Genomic DNA, 18,796 nt, shown 5'->3' with positions numbered 1-18,796 from the left:
GACTTATCATTCTTTACGTCTATATAATAGAATGCGTCAAAAAGGAGGGAGAGACCGATTGAGGAAAAACAATTAATTGAAAAAGCACAGCAAGGAAGCGAGCATGCTTTTCGTATCCTTGTACAAACATATCGTCATTATATTTTTCAAGTTATCTTTTCTATTTTAAGACATGAAGAAGATGCGAAAGATGTTACACAAGAAGTATTCGTAAAAATTCACACCTCTCTCCCAAATTATCAATTTCGCGGATTAAAAACGTGGATGGCACGTATTGCCACCAATCACGCTATTGATTATAAGAGAAAGAAAGCTAGAGAAAGTGAAGAACTCTCCTTATGTAAAGAAGCTGAGGAAAATATACAGTCCTCTCATAATATTGAGGCTTTATTATTGACGAAAGAGCAAAAATTACTCATTGCTCAAAAACTGAGAGAACTTCCAGAAAATTACCGTGACGTCGTTCTCGCACATTACTTAGAAGAAAAGAGCTATCAAGAAATTGCTTTACAGGAAAACATCGAAGTAAAAACAGTCGAAATGAAACTGTATCGAGCACGAAAATGGATTAAAAAACATTGGAAGGAGGAAGAGTTTCTATGATGCATTATTCAAAAGAAGATTGGCGCAATTATACATTAGATTTTATAGAAAGCAATGAACGTGAATCTATGGAAGAACATCTTTATGAATGTGATTATTGTTTAGCACTTTATATGGAAAGTATTGATGAACAACATGAAAACCTTCCAATGATAAATGATGATTCATTTACGAACGAAGTTATGACGCAAATTAATTTTGAAACACTACAGTCTAATGAAAATATAAAAACAACCTCACTAAAGCGCACGATCATTCATTACATAATTGCGACTGCGGCTACAATTATTTTTATGGTAAGTGGTTTATTTCAGTATATTTTTACAGCGACATCAAATTTAGAGAAATCTTCAAAACATAACGAGTCTTCTATTTCACAACAAATTGTAAACAAATCGGTAGACACATCGAAAAAGGACGGAGGTTCAAAGCATGAATAAAAATCCCTTTTTAGCACTTGTATTAGGGCTAATTCCTGGGCTTGGACATTTATACTTAAAAAAACTAGGACGGTTTATTTTATATAGCGGAGGATCACTATTTCTATTCTCCTTTGCAGTATTTTGTACCATAGTAGTAAGAGAACGTGATATTGCTTTTCTTTCTCTATTTTTACTAGCTGTTCTATGGGTAATTAACTTACTAGATTTAGTTATCACCATTATAAACCAAACGAAAAAGCAAGAAGCTGGAGAAGTGATAAATTCCTCTAAAGAGAGCGAACGATTTTATATCATTCTCTTATCCATCATCCCTGGGCTTGGCCATTTCCAATTAGGACTTATGCAACGCGGACTTACATTTTTAGTAGCTTGCACAGGAATCGGGAGTATGATCATTTTCGTTGCACTTTTAACATCGCAAGAAAGTTTTCTTATCTTCCTTATTACGTTACCTGTTTTATGGATTTATAATTTCTTTGACGTTGTTCAGCAACTACAGAAAAAAGAACGTGGCGAGCAACTAGATGATCGTACTATTTTCGAAGAGTTTGAAGAACATCGTGAACAAGGAAAGAAGAATAAAACATTCGCTTCTATTTTAGCGATGTTCCCCGGAGCAGGACATATGTATTTAGGTTTACAACGCCGCGGCCTTCAGCTTATGGCAGCCTTTTTACTTTCAATATATTTACTCGATTTATTAAGACTTTCTGCGTTTTTATTTTTAGTTCCAATCATTTGGTTCTATAGCTTCTTTGACGCTTTACAGCAAACTGCAAAGTATGGAAAAGAACGTGTAAATGACGAGCCTATCATTGATTATTTTATCAATCATCAAAGATGGATCGGTATCGGGTTAATTACACTCGGTGGTTATTATTTATTAGATCAAACAGTCCTTCCTATTTTGAATGATTACTTTGCAACTATATTTAACATTCATCTTAGCGAGCTATATTATCGCTATTTCCAAACATCTATCGTTGCACTCCTCTTAATTGGCGGCGGCTTTAAATTGTTACTTGGAAATAAAGAAAACAAAGGTGGTACAAAAGAATGAGAACATGGCGTGTTGGAACATTCTCAATGGGGCTTTCTATTATATCGTTAGGATGCTTTTTACTTTTTTCAGTCGTAAAAGGAATTCAAGTATTAGATACACTAACTGCATGGTGGCCAGTTTTACTCATCATACTTGGAGCTGAAGTTTTACTATACCTTCTATTCTCTAAAAAAGAGCAATCTTTTATTAAATATGATATTTTTAGTATTTTCTTTATCGGCGTTTTAGGAAGTGTCGGAATTGCTTTTTACTGTTTATTATCAACTGGATTACTAGAAGAAGTTCGTCACTCTATTAACACAACGAGGCAAACGAGTAATATTCCAGACGGACAATTTGATATACCTGAATCTATCAAAAAAATCGTAGTAGATGCAGGACATCAGCTTCTAACGATAGAGGGAAATAATACAAATCAAATTCATCTTTTGGGAACTTATGAAATGACAACGAAAGCAAATGAAAAACTCAATTTAAAACGAGATGATTTCCTTTCAGTTCAAACGGCTGGAGAAACGATGTATATCACTTTAAAATCATTACCTGTTCAGCATACGTTATTTAATTCAGCACCACAGGTGAAACCAACGCTTGTTCTTCCGCAAAATAAAAATGTGGAAATCCGTGCTTCAAATAACGAACTATCTCTTTATCCAGGTCAATTACAAAATAATTGGTTTGTACAGGAAAGCTCAAGAGTGTCTGTCCATCTTGCAAAAGAAAGTGATGTATCTTTAACAGCAGTAACGAATCAAAAAGAAACCCATGGAAGTACACCTTGGGAACAAGTAGAAGATTTAACGAAAAACGAAAATACTTCTTCAGAAGAACATCCAGAATTAAACAACCAAGAACATTGGTATAAAAATTCGATTAAAACTGGAAATGGGACGTACAAGTTAAATATTGAGAAAGCTTATAATTTGAATATGAGTGTTCTCGAAAAATAAAAAACCTTCCGCAATTGCGGAAGGTTTTTCTCATATAATCGCTTTAATTCCTTCTAACACTAATCCAATCATAAATCCGCAAACCGCCCCGTTCACTCGGATCCACTGTAAATCTTTACCGACATTATTTTCAATCATTTCGATTAACGTTTTATCATCTAACTTATCAAGATTTTCTTGTACAAGCTTACCGATTTTCGAATGGTTCTTTTCCACAAGTGTGACAACTTGCTTTTGTAACCACTCCTCTATTTTTTGAACAGTTTGTTCATCTTCTTTTATTTTATTCATTTGTTTTTGTAAAAATGGAATAACATATTTATCAGCAAATTCTTCATTATTTACAAAAGCAACTGCTCTTTGCTGTACTTGCTCTAGCATCTCTTTTATTTTGTCAGTAGCATTCCAATTCGCAAGCCACTTTTCTTTCCAATTTTCTAATTCCTGTAATAAGGCTTCATTTTCTTTTACATTGATAATTTCTTGACGAATCTTCGCTAATATAAGTTGTCTTGTGCTATTATCAGCCTCTTGTAAGCTGTTAATATTACTAATGATAAACTTCTGCAAAATGCCGCCAATCTTATCTTCATCTACAATATTCATAAATGATTTCAAAGTAAACTGCAAGAATCCATCTACTTTTATATTTTCCATCGCCTTCATACCTAAGCTACCGAGCTGGTAACGAGCTTCATCTTGCGCTGTCCAATCTTTTACCTTCACTAATATGTAATCAAGTGTCTTTTCATCATATTCTTGCACAACTAATTGATCAACAAGCACTTGTAAAATGTTATTTGTATTAATTGTATGTAAATATGTCTTTAATTCTTTTTCAATAATAACCGCTAATTTTTCTGTATCGATTGAAACAATCGCCTTCTCAGCAATCGTTACAATGCCTTTTTTCACAGCATCAGACTGCATTTCTCTCTCTGCAATTTGTAGCACCATTTGTGCTAGCTGCATTTCTTTTACTTTATTCGTAATACTTTCTTTCGTTAGCCACTCATTTTCTAACGTATTGATGAGCCCTTTCGTTACTCGTTTACGGTTTTTAGGTAACAAAGCTGTATGCGGAATTGGAATTCCCATCGGGTGACGGAATAATGCTGTAACTGCGAACCAATCTGCAAGCCCGCCAACTAACCCAGCTTCAAATCCCCCTTGTATAATCTCTCCAGCTATCGTTCCTTGAAAAGGGATAGAAGCCGCAAAGCCTACACCCATAACCCCAAGCGAAATACCCGCTATATATTTAGTCTGTAATGACATCGTATACACATCCTCTTATTATGTAAAATAAAGCTTTTTTGTTGTATTTATTCAATATTAGTTATCCTTTATATATACTATAAAGAACTATTGTGAAAATAACAAAGATTTTTATGTACATGAAAAAATGAGGCTACAATTAGCCTCATTTTTCTTATACCGTTAACTCCAAACCTTTCCTATAATATTCATTCATTACATCTTTTGGAACCATACTTCCACCCGTTCCCCACACAATATGAGTACCTTTTTTCACCTTCTCTGTTAACTGTTGCTTTTGTAAATACTCATCTTCTTTACATACTTTCACTGGCCCTATCATACCTGCTAGTGCAGAAGGCTCTAAATAAATATTCTCCGTGTCAGCTAGTTCTTTTAACAATCTATATAACTCTTCATCGCTTACTGTGTAATTCCCACTCAAAAATGGTTCCATCGTTTTACCGACAAATCCAGACGGTCTTCCTACCGCTAGTCCGTCCGCGTCTGTTACATTATCAATCCCGATATCTTGAACAGCAATTTTATCATGAAGTCCTGTCATTAAACCGAGTAACATGCATGGAGAGTGCGTAGGCTCCGCAAAGAAGCAGTGCACGTTGTCTTTATACAATAACTTTAAACCGAATGCTACCCCGCCAGGTCCTCCTCCTACTCCGCACGGAAGATAAACAAATAAAGGATGATTTTCATCTACTACAACCTCTAACTCTTCTAATTGCTTTTGTAATCGCGATGCTGCTACTGCGTATCCTAAAAATAAATCATGGGAATTTTCATCATCTACAAAATAACAGCTAGGATCGGCATCTGCTTGCTGACGCCCCTCTTCTACTGCTTTACTATAATCAGCTTCATACTCAATAACGTTTACACCTTTACTTCTTAATAAATCTTTCTTCCATTCTTTTGCGTCTGCTGACATATGAACCGTTACGTTAAAACCTAGTTTGGCACTCATAATCCCAATGCTTAGCCCTAAATTTCCTGTTGAACCGACCGCAATTGAATATTTGGCAAAAAACTCTCTACATGTATCACTATCCAAAATGGAATAATCATCTTCTTCTGTTAACATACCATGCTGCAAAGCTAATTGTTCAGCATATTTTAACACTTCATAAATGCCACCCCTAGCTTTAATTGATCCTGATATCGGAAGATGACTATCACATTTTAATAATAATTCTCCTAAAATAGGTTGCTTGTAATTTGTCTCTAAAGCTTCTTTCATAGAAGATATTTTCACTAAAGGTGATTCGATTATGCCATTCGTCCCTTTCGTTTCAGGAAAAACTTTCGCAATATATGGTGCAAAACGCTTTAATCTCTCTTCCGCATCTTTTACATTCTCTTCATTAAGTGGTGAATCTTTTATTGCCCTTTCATACTTTTCTATGTTTGGATTTATCCAAAATACTTCTTCTGTTGCAATAAGTTTATTCACTAATGGGTATTCTGCTTGTAATGCCCCTATTTCTTTCATTTTGTTTCCTCCTTATATCCTTGTAGCTCACCATATAATAAATTATAATTAAATTAATTTTAATATAGTTTAACACAAATCGTTAACTTTAGTTAATTTTAATTTAATTTATTTAAATATAATTTAATAACCCTTAAGGAGATTTTCATTATGGAAAATATAGATATTGGTAAAAAAATTGAAAAACAAAGAAAAGAAAAAGGTTTAACTAGTAAAGAACTAGCAAAGATGGCCGATATTACACCATCTATGTTAAGTCAAATTGAGCGTGGGTCTGCTAACCCTTCTATTCAAACATTAAAAGTGCTTGCTAAAGCTCTTGATGTGCCAACATTTAGCTTTTTACTTGAAGATACAAATACAGACGATTTAATTGTACGTTCCCATAAACGAAAGAAAATGATTATTGATAATTTATCATATGAAATGCTTTCACCTGATTTCACTGGAAATTTAGCAACAGCAATTATGACCGTCCCGCCTAATACAGCTTCATCAGAAAATGTGCTAGAACATAAAGGAGAAGAATTAGCATTTGTCTTAGATGGGAAAATCACATTATATTTAAATGAGGAAGAATACGTATTAGAAACTGGCGACAGTGTAAAAATACCTGCTTATTTAAAGCATAAATGGGTGAATCATTTTGAAAAAAATGCCATTGTTTTGTTTTCTGTTACTCCGCCGATTTTTTAATGTATCAATAAAAACAGGATGATTCTTATAAAATGCGGATTATCCTGTTTTTATTAAATAAGAAAGTGAAATTTTTGTTAAAAACTTAACAGTTGGACCCAATCCGAACAATCCTCCTAAAAACATTTTTACAAGTGAAGCTATCCCTCCCATTGATGCTAACGTATCATGAGTCAGATTCATCCCACCACTACCAGAGGCACTTGTAATATTCACATAAAAATAAGAAATACGTAAAAATTAATTAATTTTTCAGAATTTTGTTGAAAAATATGGTAAAATTACTCTTATACTTCTTCTATTTTGCTATTATAGAAATAATTAAATTAGGATACTTTTATCGGATGGGGGAATATATAATGAGTGTGTTATTAAAAGGGCATGAACAGATTGTCAACGAATTAAACATTTTATATCAAGTAATGGTAGCGGAGCAATTAATTGAAGCGAAACAATTAAAAGAAAAAATAGAGAAACAGATTAATAAAATTGAAGCTGATCAAAATCTATCGCTTTACTACTCCCTACTAAACTTTAAATATAAGGTCCTAACCGATTGGACAAACATTAAGTATGATACTTTTAGTCAAATTGTTCGTTTAGACAATCCAATAACTGAAGACTTTATTACTTATTATTATCACTTTTTTAAAGCTGAACATGCTACCATTATTGGAAATTATGATGAAGCAAAAAAAGAATACGAAAAAGCTGAATCCCTTTTAAAACATGTACCAGGCGAACTAGAAGAAGCTGAATATAAATATAAATTTGCTATATTTAATCACCATACAAACAAACCACTTACATCAATCAATTATGCAAATCAAGCGAAAGAGATTTTCTCAAAATATCCACGTTATGAAATTAAAATAGCTCTATGCGAAAACATTTTAGGCTCATGTTCTGTTTATTTAAAACAATTCGAACAAGCCGAAGAGAACTATAATTCAGCAATCAATATTTTACAAAAGCTGAAAGACGATACACTAATCTTAAAAGTTCGAAATAACTTAGGTTGGCTCTACTCTTCTCAAAATCTATCAACCCTTGCTATTAGACATCTTACAATAGTTACAAACAAATTACCTAAACACCTAAAAGCCAATTTTCTACAAGCCAAAGAACATTTTAGTTTAAATGAAAAAGAACTTGCAAACGATTGGGTTCAAAAAGGCTTAGAAATTTGTAATGAATTAAATAATCAAGAATATAAACACCATTTCACTATCTTAAAAACACAACACACTGGTATTCTAGACGACTTAGAAAACGCAATCATTGCAGGCACTACATATTTTAACAGTAAAGAATTATACGATTATGCACAAGAATATTACGAATTATTAGCAGTAGAATTTCATAAAGTGAATAAAATAGAGAAATCTCAAAAAATATTTTTTCAAAACTTACGAAGCAAAACAAAAATTATTAACTAAGGAGGCACTAAGATAATGAAAAAGATTAGTTTAGCTATTTTAACCTTTACATGCATACTTGCTTTTGGCTTTAATAATTTCACTGAAAATCAACAAGCAAAACAACTTCCAAAATGGGATACAGATAAACAAGAAACACATGCAGACCTATAGAAACCTAAAAACCCCTAATAAAGGGTTTTAGGTTTCTACAATATAATAATACGCTTATAAAAGATAGCCATACACAGATACTCTCTGTACATGGCTATCTTTTATTTTTTCGGCACCAACAAAATCCCTAAACTAATAATACAAAAGCTCATTATTTGCTGTGCTGATAGACCAAACAGAACCGAATTTTGTTCACTAACAAGCGAAATAATGATTTGAGCAAAACCCTCAATAATTAGAAAAACACTTATATTCTTTCCATTTCCGAGCCTTTCTTTTTTCATCCATAACAAGCCCATTATACAAAGAGCAAGGATGATCTCGTATACGAATATAGGGTGATATAAAAGTTTAGATTCATATATTTTCATTCCCCATGGTAGTGTCGTTGGTGCACCTACTTCATGATGTAATAGAAAATAAAAGATAGTGCACACACACAATCCAAAAGGGAGTACATCAAGTAAAATACGAAGTGAAAATTGTTCCTTTTTACTTTTCCAAACAATGTATACACTAGCAATTACGCATCCTACTACAATATGTTGCATACTTCCAATAGCTAATATTGCTTGCACTGGCGCCCCAAAAGCCCATACAGGATTTAAAATTGCTGGTGCAAACTTCCATACAAATACGATGATAAGAAACGCATTTGTTACGGCATCCATCATTTTTTCATATGATGCATTTTGATGCCTCATCTTTCGTTTCATCAACATAAATCCAAATAGACTTCCAATTATAAGAGATACGGGTTGTAATCTCACGATCCACTCCATCATCACGAAATCCCCTTTTAGCTCTCAATCAATTTCTTAAATTTCTTTTCTAATTGATCTGGTGGTAATACACCTCGTACATGATCTACTATAATTCCATCTTTATTAACAAAAAATGTCGTCGGTAAAGAGAATACTTTATAATCTAGTCCAGCTACTCCGTCCATATCTAGTAGAACCGGAAACTCAAATCCATAGCGATTAGCAAATGCGCTTGCTTCTTGTACTGGGTCACTAACAGTTGCATTCACCGCAAAAATTTCAACATCCTTTTTATATTTATCATACATATGAACTAAGTCAGGTGCCTCCATTTCACACGGCCCACACCATGATGCCCAAAAATTAATAATATACGGTTTTCCCTTGGCATCATTTAACGACTGCAACTTTCCGTCCAATCCTTTTAATGTGATGCCAGGTGCTTTAAAACCTACTTGTGGTAATACTTCTTTCTCTTGTAACTCTGCTTGTTTCGCTTTTCTTTCCTTTTCTTCTTTCTTTGAATTATAAAAGTTAACCCCCGCCCAAACGAGAGCACCTACTAGTATAATAGCAATTAGTTTCTTCACTTTTCTTCCTCCTCATTTTTAAAAACCTGTAAATCCACCAAATAGACGAATAAAGAATGCTGTAATTTTCGTCATTTGATTTGTATACAATAAAATACCTGTAATATATGATAAATAAGATATATATAGCGATAAAAAGTATAATGATATAAATGACAACACCTCTATCCACACTACATATAGTAGTGTTTATTCTTAAAAAAAGAGGCTATATGCACTCTCCGACAATAAGTACAATTGACACATAGAATAACCCTACTGTTACATATACCGAGTTCGTATGTAACGGAATAGTAAGCTTAGCAACCTTTTCATTTAACACTTGCTCGATTCGTAAATTTATTGCTGTTTTTGCAAATGAAGCTGTAACACATCGATTTTCCATTGTCTTTATTTTAATTAATTTTAATAATGCGCTACCTAACTCAAATGAAGATTCCATTTTTTGCATCGCATATTTATCTGCTGCTAACTCTTGATACGTATGATATCGTTGTAACAATTCTTTTAATATCGGGATGTACATCATTCCTTCTGCTAATAACGTAAAACAAAATAATTTTAGCGGATCCCAATTATTTTGATGATATTCTTCATGGAAAATAATCGCATCAATCTCTTCATCTGAAAACGTCTGAAGCAAACCTTCCGACATGACAACTTTCGGACGGAATAATCCAATTGTAAACGCTGCAACTTCCGCAGTCGGCAGTATATATATTTGTTTCCCTTTTCTAATAAATGGGATAAGTACTTTTTGTACTTTTTTACTATAGAAAAATTGCCGCCAAATTCTTTTACACACAATCAATACAGTAATTAATAATAACCCCGCTATTATAATACGAACCATTGATAGTTCTTTCATATGTTTTTCTAACTGAAACAAGCAAAACTTTGAAAGGAAGAATGCCTTATTTTGAAAGAGAAATGGATATGTAACATAATACAATAACAAGCTGAAAAAGAGGGTACTAACAATGAGCGCTAACAATACGATTTTACGCATTTTCCATTTCATTTCATCGATCCTCTTTTTTTAACTGATTCAATTTGTCTTCTAATTTTTTTATTAAATTCGGATCAGCCTGCTCTAACTCATCTATCATATGTGTTATAACTAAATCTCCAAATTCCCCCACTAATTCCTGTGTCATTTTCTTCGTTTGATTGGATAAGAATTCTTCTTTCGTTTGTATAGCACGATATATGCCACTTCTTTTCACAGTCTGTTTTTCTAAGTGTAATTTCTCTACTAACCTGTTCATAACTGTCATAACAGTATTAAAATTTACAGGCGATTCTTCACTTAATTTCTGCTGGACTTCTTTAATCGTAATACCATCGCTAGACCAAACAATCTCCATAATCTTCGCTTCAAGCGGTCCAAAGAAATGATTTAATCCTTGCTCATTTAACCTATAGTTTTGCGTAAACATCGTATGACTCCTTTCACACTACGAATTGTAGTACAAATTAAATGAGAGGTCAAACGCAAGTAATACAAACTAAAATTCACTACCTATAAATACGTACCACATTCTATTCATTATAAGCCTAACTTATCTCCAAATGTATCAAAGAGATACTGCTCTAATATTTGTACACTAAACTTCTCATTACGCCCAAGGGCAAATAATTCCCGATCCTTCGCTACGATAGTATCTAACGGAATAACTACATTATCCACTATTTTTGTAATTTCAATTATATTACTTTTTACATTTACTTCTGTTTTAAATTCAACGTTTTCTAACACTATATGTGAACGTCTTCCTGATGTAAAAAAAGTAAAATTAGGATTTTTAACAACGCCAATTTCAGTCTCTAACGCATATAAATAGTGAAAAATTACATCTCTATGTCCATCTTTTATTATTTTTTCATCCTTCTCATCGTCTAAGTATTCTTTCAGCTTCGTTGTAAATTCAAATCGAAAATCCACTTTTTTCACGCTCCTTCTTTGTATTTCATATTAAATAAATATATTGAAATAATTTTACCATATTGTAATACAACTTCCTATTAAAAGTAAAAACTGTTTTAGAAAATCGCTATTATTTCCGATACCCTTTTAAAATATAAGTATAAATTCAATATGAATGAATGCTTCATTACATCTATTTAAACATATTTTTTCCATTTTTTGAAACATTAGTATGAAATATTATATATCAATGAATGGTTTCTAATGTATTGGTATATATAGTCAGTAGTTTCTTTACTATTCTGATATACTTAAGCTACATTTTCTAATTATTGATTACATTACGGAAGGAATGTAACTCTCTTCTATCGAATTTTTATATAACAAAAATGATTAGGTGGTGCTTTACTATGAAATTAGCTGTCATTGGTGGCGGTGATTTACAAGATTCAAATCACTTGCCTATTAATGAACGCCTTATAGAATTAACAAATAAACAGTATCCAAAAGTATTGTTTATTCCAACGGCTAGTCATGATGATGAAAGCTATATAAAATTATTTTTAGACACGTTTGAAAAACAATTACATTGTGAAGTACAAATTTTACGCATTACAACAGATTCACCTTCTAAGTATGAAATAGAGGAGATGATTCATTCAGCCGATTTAATTTATCTAGGTGGCGGAAACTATATTCACATGCTTACGCAATGGAAAGAACATAGACTTGATGAAAAATTATTATTGGCTCTGCAACAAGGAACACTTATTGCTGGTTATAGCGCTGGTGCTATGTGTTGGTTCACGTCTAGTATCCGATCAGATTATGAAGGTTCTGGTTATATAGAGAGTAACGGATGGGGTATTGTTAATAAAAGATTTTGTCCACATTATAATCAATTAAACAGAATGAACGCCTTCCATTCCTTTTTACAAAATCATCAAGGGAATATAGAAGGAATTGCACTGGAGGATAATTGCGCTTTATATATTACAGAGGAATCCTTTGAGATTATCGGTGAACCGGAAAAAGCGTGGGAGTTTTATATGAGTGATAAAACACTCATTAGACAACATTTTGATATAACTTTAAAAAGCTATTTGTAAACCTGCACTTACGAAAAAATGTCCCTAAGTCTAATAACTTAGGGACATTTTTCTATTTAACTAACTAATCGTGTAATTCGTTTCTTTTGCCATGAAAGCTTATAATATGCATACTGCAATAGTAAGCTGACAATAAATGCTGCTGGATACCCGATCCAAATGCCTTCTATTCCAAGACTTGTATGGTAAGAAAGATAATATGCTACGGGTACTTCTACAAGCCAAATTGAAACAACTCCAATAACAGTTGGCCAAAGTACTGTACCGCTCGCTCGCATTGTCGCACTAATAATTTGTGCATGACCGAAAATTAAATAACTCCATAACGTAATCATAACTAAGCTATGAGCAATTTCAATTGTAGTTTGACTCGTTAAAAATAGTGATAAAATGTCTCTTGAGAATAAATAAATAAGAGATATTAACACACCACCGATGACGTAGTTCATAATAATTCCGGCCTTCACAACTTTCTGCAATCGATCAAATTGATTCGCCCCAATTGATTGTGCTGCAAAAATAGAAACTGTAATACCAAGGCTAACTGCTGGCATTTGTACATAACTTGCAACTTGATTCACAACGCCGTAAGCAGCTGTTGCATCCGAACCGTAACGATTTACAAATGCGATTACGGCAATCTCAGATAATGAAACTAATATCATATTTATACTTGCCGGTATACCGAGCCTTAGCAATAGCTTTAATAACTCCCCATCCATTCGAAGGTATTTTCTAACCATTCCATCTAGTTGTAATGGGTGATTTTTCTTCTTTAAATACACAAGCATGACAATAAACGTAATAACTGTAGATATAACAGATGCATAGGCTGCTCCATACACATCTAATTTCGGAGCTCCTAACCATCCAAAAATAAGAACTGGTAATAAAATCATATTTAGTGCTGTACTTACAATTAAAAAGTAAAATGGCGTTTTAGAATCTCCTGTACCTCTCATAAATGTTGTATATGCGAAATATAAAAATAATACTGGCATCGATATAAATAAAATCCGTGCATAATGTACACTTATTTCAATAATATTTTCTGGCGTTCCCATTAGACGCATAATATCCATCGCAAAAATACTTCCTATTATCGCCAACACAACTCCAATAATAAAGGTAAATGTCAGCGTCGTACCAACGATAGCTTTTAAACGATCTTCGTTTTTAGCACCAAACGCTTGACCAATTAAAATAGAGCTCCCTGAACCGATACCAATTACAAATGAAACGAGCAAGAAAAATAATGGGAAGAATGCTGATATGGCCGCTAAATCATTAACTCCAAGCCATCTTCCTACTACTACCATACCAAATAATTGTCCAACTGATTGTAGTACATTACTTAATAATAACGGTACTAAAAACATCGACATCGATTTCCAAATTGGTTTACTCTCACTTTCCAACTTATGTGACTCCGCACCTTCTTTATTGTTATCTGCAGGTGGTTTCAAATTTCATTTCTCCTTTTATTAAAAATCTATTTTCAATATCTATCTCTTTGTATAGTTGTTATAATACTGTGCTTCTATTCATTTTCTTTTCATATGATTATAACTTCACCCAATATTGACTTCCATCGGCTGTTCGATCTAAAAATCCATATTCGATTAAATATCTTCTTAAAGTTACGAAATCAGGGTATACATTTTCTATCACTGTATTTACTTCTTTTTCAGTATACTTTTTATTACTATCAAACTTTTTCACTAAATGACGCAATATAATTAATTTACGCTTTTGTTTCTTCGGAAATTTAGAGAGAGGTCCATCTAATCCTTCTGTAAAGTGAGCTTTTAATACTTCATTATTTTCTTCTTCCGTAATATTGTATCGGTCATCCACCATCGTTGCTGTTCTGTGAATTGGTACAAATTTCGTTTGTACTTTTGATTTTTCTTCTGATAATTCCATTAGCGCTAAAAATACTTTTGCTTGCTTCATTTTCTCTCGCAGTGTAAATCGATGATTACGAATTGTTGATGTACTTCCGCCATCCAACTCTTTTACAATTTCTTTATCATTCAGTCCCATATAGAAAAACTGAACCATTTTCTTTTGTAAATCCGTTAATCCAGTAAATTTCTTATCCATATTTAGCAAATAATCAAACATAGACGTATGCTCATTTTGAATATGCAATTGGACGAACTTCTCTGCTTCATACAAAACTTGATTATCTTGATAAATAACACCTTTAATAAATGTTTCACCACAAGCTAAGCAAATGTACCCCTCTTTTTCTTCATCAAACACATACCCTTTCTTTAATTCCTCTATTGACGCATCCCAAAACTTCTCTGAAATATCGCTCATACTAAACACTCCTTCAAAATGTTTATTTAAAAACCAAACAAATCGCTATATCGTTTATTATCACTTCTTCATCTTATCACAACACAAACAAACATTTCAACGTTTCGTTTGCCCATTTTATAAACTTTTATTAAAACATCTATCGAAAGGATTTGATATAACGAAAAGCGAATGTATTTATACAACCTCATTTTATAGGATGTGAAATAGAACATGAATATTCTTCAAGACCCTTGGTTTACCGTTAAGCAAATTACACAGAACGCATATGCGATTAGTGAATATGGAACTGGTATTCACTCATTACAAAACTTCAGTATTCAATTTTAACTACAAAAAAGATGTTTCCGTATAAGAAAACACCTTTTACTTTTTATCCCGCTATTTACCGGGCAGTAAGCCTCCCACTAATTAACGTTTCACTTTATATATTCTATTTACAGTCTCTACTAAAACCTTACTTGCTTGTACAAATGTATGCTTTCGATTTCTATCTTCAACAAATTTATTAGCACAACTACTCATAATCATCATACAACTAATTATGACTAACGCTATCTTTCTATTCTTGTAAGTCACTTTATGCCACTCCACTATTACAAAACTTCTTTGGAATTTATCCCATCAAGAAATTTTACATGAATAATAAAACGTGTGAATATGCAATTCTGCATATTCACACGTTTTATCACAATGTTATGATTTAATTTAGTTAAAGAACAAGTATACCGAGGTGACTAACTTGAAATTTAAAGCGAAAAAAATCCATTCCACGTCATTTTCATTACATTATTTATAATTATTTTTTTCGTTTCATTATTCTTCCAAAATGAAAATTCTATTTTTTTCTACTCTCATGATGCTGCTAAATATCGTGAATCTTTCTTCATTCTATTTCTCTCACTACAACGTAACGGAATCATCTCTTGTTGTAAAACACGGTTTCATTTTTCATACTGAAATTCCATTTGAAGATATTCGTCACGTTAAATACTCTGGTAAAAAACTTCATTCAAAAAAATGGACTAGACAACAATTAGAAATCCATTACAATTTATTTGACTCAGTGACCACTTTCATACCACTAGAAGAAGAAAAATTACATTTCACTCTTAAAAGAGAACTGCCCACAGATGAAAGTAATGAATACGCCTGCTAACAAATAATATATTTTGAAGCTTACATTATTGCAAGTAGATGAAACATAAAAATGAACATCAAAAAAGCCAAGATTCTATACTCAGAACCCTGGCTTTTTCTATTACTCTTTTGGAGCAATCATTTTCTTTGGATCTACAATTTCATCAAATTGCTCTTCTGTTAGTAGCCCAGATTGCAATGCTGCTTCTTTTAAAGTTAATCCTTCTTTATGAGCATGCTTCGCAATTTTCGCTGCATTTTCATATCCGATATGTGGGTTTAGCGCTGTTACAAGCATTAGTGAGCGATTCACATTTTCATTAATTACTTCTTCATCTGCTTCAATACCAACTGCACAATTGTCATTAAACGAAACAATTGCATCCGCTAATAAGTGAGCTGATTGTAAGAAGTTATAAGCAATAACAGGTTTAAATACATTTAACTCAAAGTTACCTTGGCTCGCAGCAAATCCGATTGTTGCATCATTTCCCATTACTTGCGCTACAACCATCGTTAACGCTTCACTTTGCGTTGGATTTACTTTACCTGGCATAATAGAGCTCCCTGGTTCATTTGCTGGAATAATAATTTCTCCAAGACCACTACGTGGACCACTTGCAAGCCAACGTACATCGTTAGCAATCTTCATTAGATCCGCAGCTAATGCTTTTAATGCACCGTGAGTATATACAACTTCATCATGGCTCGTTAATGCATGGAACTTATTTGGTGCAGAAACAAATTGTTTACCTGTAAATTGACTAATTTCCTCTGATACCATCTCGCCAAATTTAGGATGAGCATTAATACCTGTTCCAACCGCAGTTCCACCAATTGCTAACTCTTTCATATATGTATTGCTCTCTGCAATCATACGCTCTGTTTTTTCAAGCATACGGTGCCATCCGCTAATTTCTTGCCCTAAAGTTAACGGCGTTGCATCTTGTAAATGTGTACGACCAATTTTTATAATATGTTCAAATGCAGTTACTTTTTCTGCTAAAGTTTCTTTTAATTTCGTAATTGCTGGTAATACGTGATTTTCTACTGCGATTACACAAGCTACATGAAGCGCCGTTGGAAATGTATCATTTGAACTTTGTGACATGTTCACATCATCATTCGGATGAATATGTACGTCAGATCCCTTCTCTTTCAAAATTTGATTCCCACGATTTGCAATTACTTCATTCACATTCATGTTTGACTGTGTACCACTACCTGTTTGCCATACGACAAGCGGAAAATGTTCATTCCATTTCCCTGCAATCACTTCATCCGCAGCTTCTACAATTGCTTCTGCTTTTTCTTCTGATAGCTTTCCTAATTTTTGATTGCTAAGCGCTGCACTCTTCTTTAAAATTGCAAATGCTTTTACAATTTCAAGCGGCATTTGCTCTGTTCCAATTGGAAAGTTTTCTTTACTACGTTGTGTTTGTGCTGCCCATAATTTATCAGCTGGAACTTTTATTTCTCCTAATGTATCTCTTTCAATTCTGTACTCCATGTTTTCATCCCCTTGAAAATATAATACCTACATCTCTTATAATAACAGACTTTCTCTTAAATGATAAGAATTCTCACTCTTATATATAGATATTCTATATTTATTTTAAAAAATTCCTCTTGACCTAAACTTAAGTTTAGGCTGTATCCTTTCCATTGTAACCTACTATAACATTACTGGAGGAATTCAATATGAAAAAATATGCTTTTATAACAGGTGCGAATAAAGGAATTGGATATGAACTTGTTCGTCAATTAGCAGAAAAAGATTATCACGTATTTTTAGGTGCTCGTAATGAACAACTTGGACAACAAGCCGTAGAATCTTTAAATGTTTCAAACGTTTCCTATATTCAAGTAGATATTTCAAATTCACAATCCATTCAAGAAGCAACAAAGAAAATTTACGAAACGACTGATTACTTACATTTATTAATTAATAATGCAGGCATAGCGCTAGACTTCAATATGCTACCTAGTGAATTAAATATTGAAACTTTACGCCAAGGATTTGAAGTTAATTTTTTTGGAACTTTCCAAATGATGCAAGCCTTTTTACCATTATTAAAGAATTCAAGCAACGGTAAAATAATAAATGTAACAACTGACATGGCCTCACTAACAATGTTTGCTAATGGTGAAACACATCCAATTAATACACTAGGATATAATTCTTCAAAAACAGCTATTAATGCTTTAACATTAGCTTTTAGTAAAGAATTTGCCACTAACGGTCCAGAAGTATTTGGGGTAACTCCTGGTTTTACAACTACGGATCTTAATGGAAATTCCCCCGGTGGCCATACAACCACTGAAAGTGCTAAAATTATTATTAAATATGCATTAAGTGAAACAAACTATAATGGTAAAATACTTAACAAAGATGGCATTATACCTTGGTAATAAAAGGATGAATGATATGTATTATACAATTGGGCAAGTCGCCAAAATGCAACACTTAACTATTTCTCAAATACGTTATTACGATAAACAAGGACTGTTTCCTTTTCTGCAAAGAAACGAAAAAGGAGATCGAGTTTTTGATGAAGAAGCACTGAAATATTTAGAGATGATTTTGTGTTTAAAAAACACTGGTATGCCAATTCAAAAAATAAAACAATTTATCGACTGGTCTATGGAAGGAGAATCTACCATCCTTCAAAGGTTAGAATTAATGAAACAACAGGAGACCAATGTCTTACAGCTCATTCAAGACACTGAAAAAAACTTAAAAAAGATACAACAAAAAATTGCTAAATATGAGAATGAAATAACTTCAGCAAATGCTATTAAAAAATAAAAAAATCACCTTCTACAT

Annotated in this window: 22 protein-coding genes and 2 pseudogenes; 11 read left to right on the top strand and 13 right to left on the bottom strand. The window is 32.8% G+C overall.

From position 1 onward, the window contains the following. The first annotated feature begins 57 nt into the window (after positions 1–57). The 4 genes from HMPREF1014_RS20615 to exsE are packed head-to-tail and all read left to right on the top strand — an operon-like array spanning position 58 to position 3,059. The gene (locus HMPREF1014_RS20615) at positions 58–603 is read left to right on the top strand and encodes an RNA polymerase sigma factor (protein ID WP_306461541.1); all 546 of its coding nucleotides are present in this window, start codon (positions 58–60) and stop codon (positions 601–603) included. Then, positions 600–1,043: a hypothetical protein gene (locus tag HMPREF1014_RS20610; RefSeq protein ID WP_000972356.1), complete on the top strand. Its 444-nt coding sequence runs from the start codon at positions 600–602 to the stop codon at positions 1,041–1,043. The genes HMPREF1014_RS20615 and HMPREF1014_RS20610 overlap by 4 nt, the downstream gene beginning before the upstream one ends. Continuing rightward, positions 1,036–2,106, top strand: coding sequence for a hypothetical protein (locus tag HMPREF1014_RS20605; protein WP_001039119.1), 1,071 nt, complete (start codon positions 1,036–1,038; stop codon positions 2,104–2,106). The genes HMPREF1014_RS20610 and HMPREF1014_RS20605 overlap by 8 nt, the downstream gene beginning before the upstream one ends. Next, positions 2,103–3,059, top strand: coding sequence for an exosporium protein ExsE (exsE, locus tag HMPREF1014_RS20600; RefSeq protein WP_001261417.1), 957 nt, complete (start codon positions 2,103–2,105; stop codon positions 3,057–3,059). Before HMPREF1014_RS20605 ends, exsE begins: the two co-directional genes overlap by 4 nt. A gap of 30 nt (positions 3,060–3,089) precedes the next feature. On the opposite strand, the gene HMPREF1014_RS20595 is transcribed toward exsE, so the two are convergent. Further along, positions 3,090–4,337 carry a DUF445 domain-containing protein gene (locus HMPREF1014_RS20595; RefSeq protein WP_000058298.1) on the bottom strand — a complete coding sequence of 416 codons (1,248 nt, stop codon included), beginning with the start codon at positions 4,335–4,337 and terminating at the stop codon, positions 3,090–3,092. 154 nt (positions 4,338–4,491) lie between these two features. Then, on the bottom strand, positions 4,492–5,823 hold the full coding sequence (gene dsdA, locus HMPREF1014_RS20590) for a D-serine ammonia-lyase (RefSeq protein WP_000658536.1): 1,332 nt from the start codon (positions 5,821–5,823) through the stop codon (positions 4,492–4,494). Positions 5,824–5,973: 150 nt separating this feature from the next. Between dsdA and HMPREF1014_RS20585 the strand changes: the two genes are divergently transcribed. Beyond that, positions 5,974–6,519: a helix-turn-helix domain-containing protein gene (locus HMPREF1014_RS20585; protein ID WP_000427637.1), complete on the top strand. Its 546-nt coding sequence runs from the start codon at positions 5,974–5,976 to the stop codon at positions 6,517–6,519. A gap of 39 nt (positions 6,520–6,558) precedes the next feature. Here HMPREF1014_RS20585 and HMPREF1014_RS20580 read toward each other — a convergent pair whose 3' ends face one another. Next, positions 6,559–6,735, bottom strand: a complete 177-nt coding sequence (locus tag HMPREF1014_RS20580; protein ID WP_001999537.1) for a hypothetical protein — start codon at positions 6,733–6,735, stop codon at positions 6,559–6,561. A 143-nt stretch (positions 6,736–6,878) separates the two neighbouring features. On the opposite strand from HMPREF1014_RS20580, the pseudogene HMPREF1014_RS20575 reads away from it, so the two are divergent. Both HMPREF1014_RS20575 and HMPREF1014_RS31730 read left to right on the top strand, forming a co-directional pair. Continuing rightward, positions 6,879–7,974 (top strand): annotated as a pseudogene (locus HMPREF1014_RS20575) (response regulator aspartate phosphatase). Further along, on the top strand, positions 7,974–8,111 hold the full coding sequence (locus HMPREF1014_RS31730) for a hypothetical protein (protein WP_000724010.1): 138 nt from the start codon (positions 7,974–7,976) through the stop codon (positions 8,109–8,111). The pseudogene HMPREF1014_RS20575 and the gene HMPREF1014_RS31730 overlap by 1 nt, the downstream one beginning before the upstream one ends. A 101-nt stretch (positions 8,112–8,212) precedes the next feature. Here the strand turns inward: HMPREF1014_RS31730 and HMPREF1014_RS20570 are convergent, their stop codons facing one another. The 6 genes from HMPREF1014_RS20570 to HMPREF1014_RS20550 all read right to left on the bottom strand — a co-directional run bounded on the left by HMPREF1014_RS20570 (position 8,213) and on the right by HMPREF1014_RS20550 (position 11,410). Further along, a complete protein-coding gene (locus HMPREF1014_RS20570; RefSeq protein WP_025967119.1) occupies positions 8,213–8,893 on the bottom strand; it encodes a prolipoprotein diacylglyceryl transferase family protein in 681 nt (226 codons plus the stop codon). A 17-nt stretch (positions 8,894–8,910) separates the two neighbouring features. After that, positions 8,911–9,465, bottom strand: coding sequence for a TlpA family protein disulfide reductase (locus HMPREF1014_RS20565; RefSeq protein WP_000733185.1), 555 nt, complete (start codon positions 9,463–9,465; stop codon positions 8,911–8,913). 18 nt (positions 9,466–9,483) lie between these two features. Then, positions 9,484–9,624 (bottom strand): hypothetical protein, encoded by a 141-nt coding sequence (locus HMPREF1014_RS31910; protein WP_015382254.1) that lies wholly within the window; start codon positions 9,622–9,624, stop codon positions 9,484–9,486. A 49-nt stretch (positions 9,625–9,673) separates the two neighbouring features. Then, a complete protein-coding gene (locus HMPREF1014_RS20560; protein ID WP_000871409.1) occupies positions 9,674–10,486 on the bottom strand; it encodes a M56 family metallopeptidase in 813 nt (270 codons plus the stop codon). Position 10,487: 1 nt separating this feature from the next. Next, entirely contained in the window at positions 10,488–10,904 is a 417-nt protein-coding gene (locus HMPREF1014_RS20555) for a BlaI/MecI/CopY family transcriptional regulator (protein ID WP_000495079.1), read from the bottom strand. 110 nt (positions 10,905–11,014) lie between these two features. Further along, complete coding sequence (locus tag HMPREF1014_RS20550; protein WP_000347530.1) at positions 11,015–11,410, bottom strand: DUF3942 family protein; 396 nt, start codon at positions 11,408–11,410, stop codon at positions 11,015–11,017. Positions 11,411–11,802: 392 nt separating this feature from the next. On the opposite strand from HMPREF1014_RS20550, the gene HMPREF1014_RS20545 reads away from it, so the two are divergent. Next, positions 11,803–12,501: a peptidase E gene (locus HMPREF1014_RS20545; RefSeq protein ID WP_000762121.1), complete on the top strand. Its 699-nt coding sequence runs from the start codon at positions 11,803–11,805 to the stop codon at positions 12,499–12,501. A 56-nt stretch (positions 12,502–12,557) separates the two neighbouring features. On the opposite strand, the gene HMPREF1014_RS20540 is transcribed toward HMPREF1014_RS20545, so the two are convergent. The 3 genes from HMPREF1014_RS20540 to HMPREF1014_RS31725 form a co-directional block, all read right to left on the bottom strand. Beyond that, entirely contained in the window at positions 12,558–13,967 is a 1,410-nt protein-coding gene (locus HMPREF1014_RS20540; protein WP_000804126.1) for an MATE family efflux transporter, read from the bottom strand. A 97-nt stretch (positions 13,968–14,064) separates the two neighbouring features. Next, positions 14,065–14,829 carry a DUF2087 domain-containing protein gene (locus HMPREF1014_RS20535; RefSeq protein ID WP_001280277.1) on the bottom strand — a complete coding sequence of 255 codons (765 nt, stop codon included), beginning with the start codon at positions 14,827–14,829 and terminating at the stop codon, positions 14,065–14,067. A 411-nt stretch (positions 14,830–15,240) separates the two neighbouring features. Further along, on the bottom strand, positions 15,241–15,408 hold the full coding sequence (locus HMPREF1014_RS31725; protein ID WP_000221433.1) for a hypothetical protein: 168 nt from the start codon (positions 15,406–15,408) through the stop codon (positions 15,241–15,243). A 163-nt stretch (positions 15,409–15,571) separates the two neighbouring features. On the opposite strand from HMPREF1014_RS31725, the pseudogene HMPREF1014_RS20520 reads away from it, so the two are divergent. Then, positions 15,572–15,995 (top strand): annotated as a pseudogene (locus tag HMPREF1014_RS20520) (PH domain-containing protein). Positions 15,996–16,090: 95 nt separating this feature from the next. Here HMPREF1014_RS20520 and fumC read toward each other — a convergent pair. After that, positions 16,091–17,479 carry a class II fumarate hydratase gene (fumC, locus tag HMPREF1014_RS20515; RefSeq protein ID WP_000456608.1) on the bottom strand — a complete coding sequence of 463 codons (1,389 nt, stop codon included), beginning with the start codon at positions 17,477–17,479 and terminating at the stop codon, positions 16,091–16,093. A gap of 191 nt (positions 17,480–17,670) precedes the next feature. On the opposite strand from fumC, the gene HMPREF1014_RS20510 reads away from it, so the two are divergent. Then, positions 17,671–18,381 carry an SDR family NAD(P)-dependent oxidoreductase gene (locus tag HMPREF1014_RS20510; protein ID WP_000759554.1) on the top strand — a complete coding sequence of 237 codons (711 nt, stop codon included), beginning with the start codon at positions 17,671–17,673 and terminating at the stop codon, positions 18,379–18,381. Positions 18,382–18,397: 16 nt separating this feature from the next. After that, positions 18,398–18,778, top strand: a complete 381-nt coding sequence (locus tag HMPREF1014_RS20505; RefSeq protein ID WP_000291861.1) for a MerR family transcriptional regulator — start codon at positions 18,398–18,400, stop codon at positions 18,776–18,778. Positions 18,779–18,796 lie beyond the last annotated feature (18 nt).

The sequence above is a fragment of the Bacillus sp. 7_6_55CFAA_CT2 genome (assembly GCF_000238655.1).
In the GTDB taxonomy this organism is placed as follows: domain Bacteria; phylum Bacillota; class Bacilli; order Bacillales; family Bacillaceae_G; genus Bacillus_A; species Bacillus_A cereus.
This window is presented reverse-complemented; position numbering and strand designations above follow the sequence as displayed.

Excerpts from the sequence above, each read along its gene's own strand:
- HMPREF1014_RS20610 (WP_000972356.1), top strand. The coding sequence starts at position 600 with ATGATGCATTATTCAAAAGAAGATTGGCGCAATTATACATTAGATTTT.
- HMPREF1014_RS20605 (WP_001039119.1), top strand. The coding sequence starts at position 1,036 with ATGAATAAAAATCCCTTTTTAGCACTTGTATTAGGGCTAATTCCTGGG.
- exsE (WP_001261417.1), top strand. The coding sequence starts at position 2,103 with ATGAGAACATGGCGTGTTGGAACATTCTCAATGGGGCTTTCTATTATA.
- HMPREF1014_RS20595 (WP_000058298.1), bottom strand. The coding sequence starts at position 4,337 with ATGTCATTACAGACTAAATATATAGCGGGTATTTCGCTTGGGGTTATG.
- dsdA (WP_000658536.1), bottom strand. The coding sequence starts at position 5,823 with ATGAAAGAAATAGGGGCATTACAAGCAGAATACCCATTAGTGAATAAA.
- HMPREF1014_RS20585 (WP_000427637.1), top strand. The coding sequence starts at position 5,974 with ATGGAAAATATAGATATTGGTAAAAAAATTGAAAAACAAAGAAAAGAA.
- HMPREF1014_RS31730 (WP_000724010.1), top strand. The coding sequence starts at position 7,974 with ATGAAAAAGATTAGTTTAGCTATTTTAACCTTTACATGCATACTTGCT.
- HMPREF1014_RS20570 (WP_025967119.1), bottom strand. The coding sequence starts at position 8,893 with ATGGAGTGGATCGTGAGATTACAACCCGTATCTCTTATAATTGGAAGT.
- HMPREF1014_RS20560 (WP_000871409.1), bottom strand. The coding sequence starts at position 10,486 with ATGAAATGGAAAATGCGTAAAATCGTATTGTTAGCGCTCATTGTTAGT.
- HMPREF1014_RS20555 (WP_000495079.1), bottom strand. The coding sequence starts at position 10,904 with ATGTTTACGCAAAACTATAGGTTAAATGAGCAAGGATTAAATCATTTC.
- HMPREF1014_RS20545 (WP_000762121.1), top strand. The coding sequence starts at position 11,803 with ATGAAATTAGCTGTCATTGGTGGCGGTGATTTACAAGATTCAAATCAC.
- HMPREF1014_RS20535 (WP_001280277.1), bottom strand. The coding sequence starts at position 14,829 with ATGAGCGATATTTCAGAGAAGTTTTGGGATGCGTCAATAGAGGAATTA.
- fumC (WP_000456608.1), bottom strand. The coding sequence starts at position 17,479 with ATGGAGTACAGAATTGAAAGAGATACATTAGGAGAAATAAAAGTTCCA.
- HMPREF1014_RS20510 (WP_000759554.1), top strand. The coding sequence starts at position 17,671 with ATGAAAAAATATGCTTTTATAACAGGTGCGAATAAAGGAATTGGATAT.
- HMPREF1014_RS20505 (WP_000291861.1), top strand. The coding sequence starts at position 18,398 with ATGTATTATACAATTGGGCAAGTCGCCAAAATGCAACACTTAACTATT.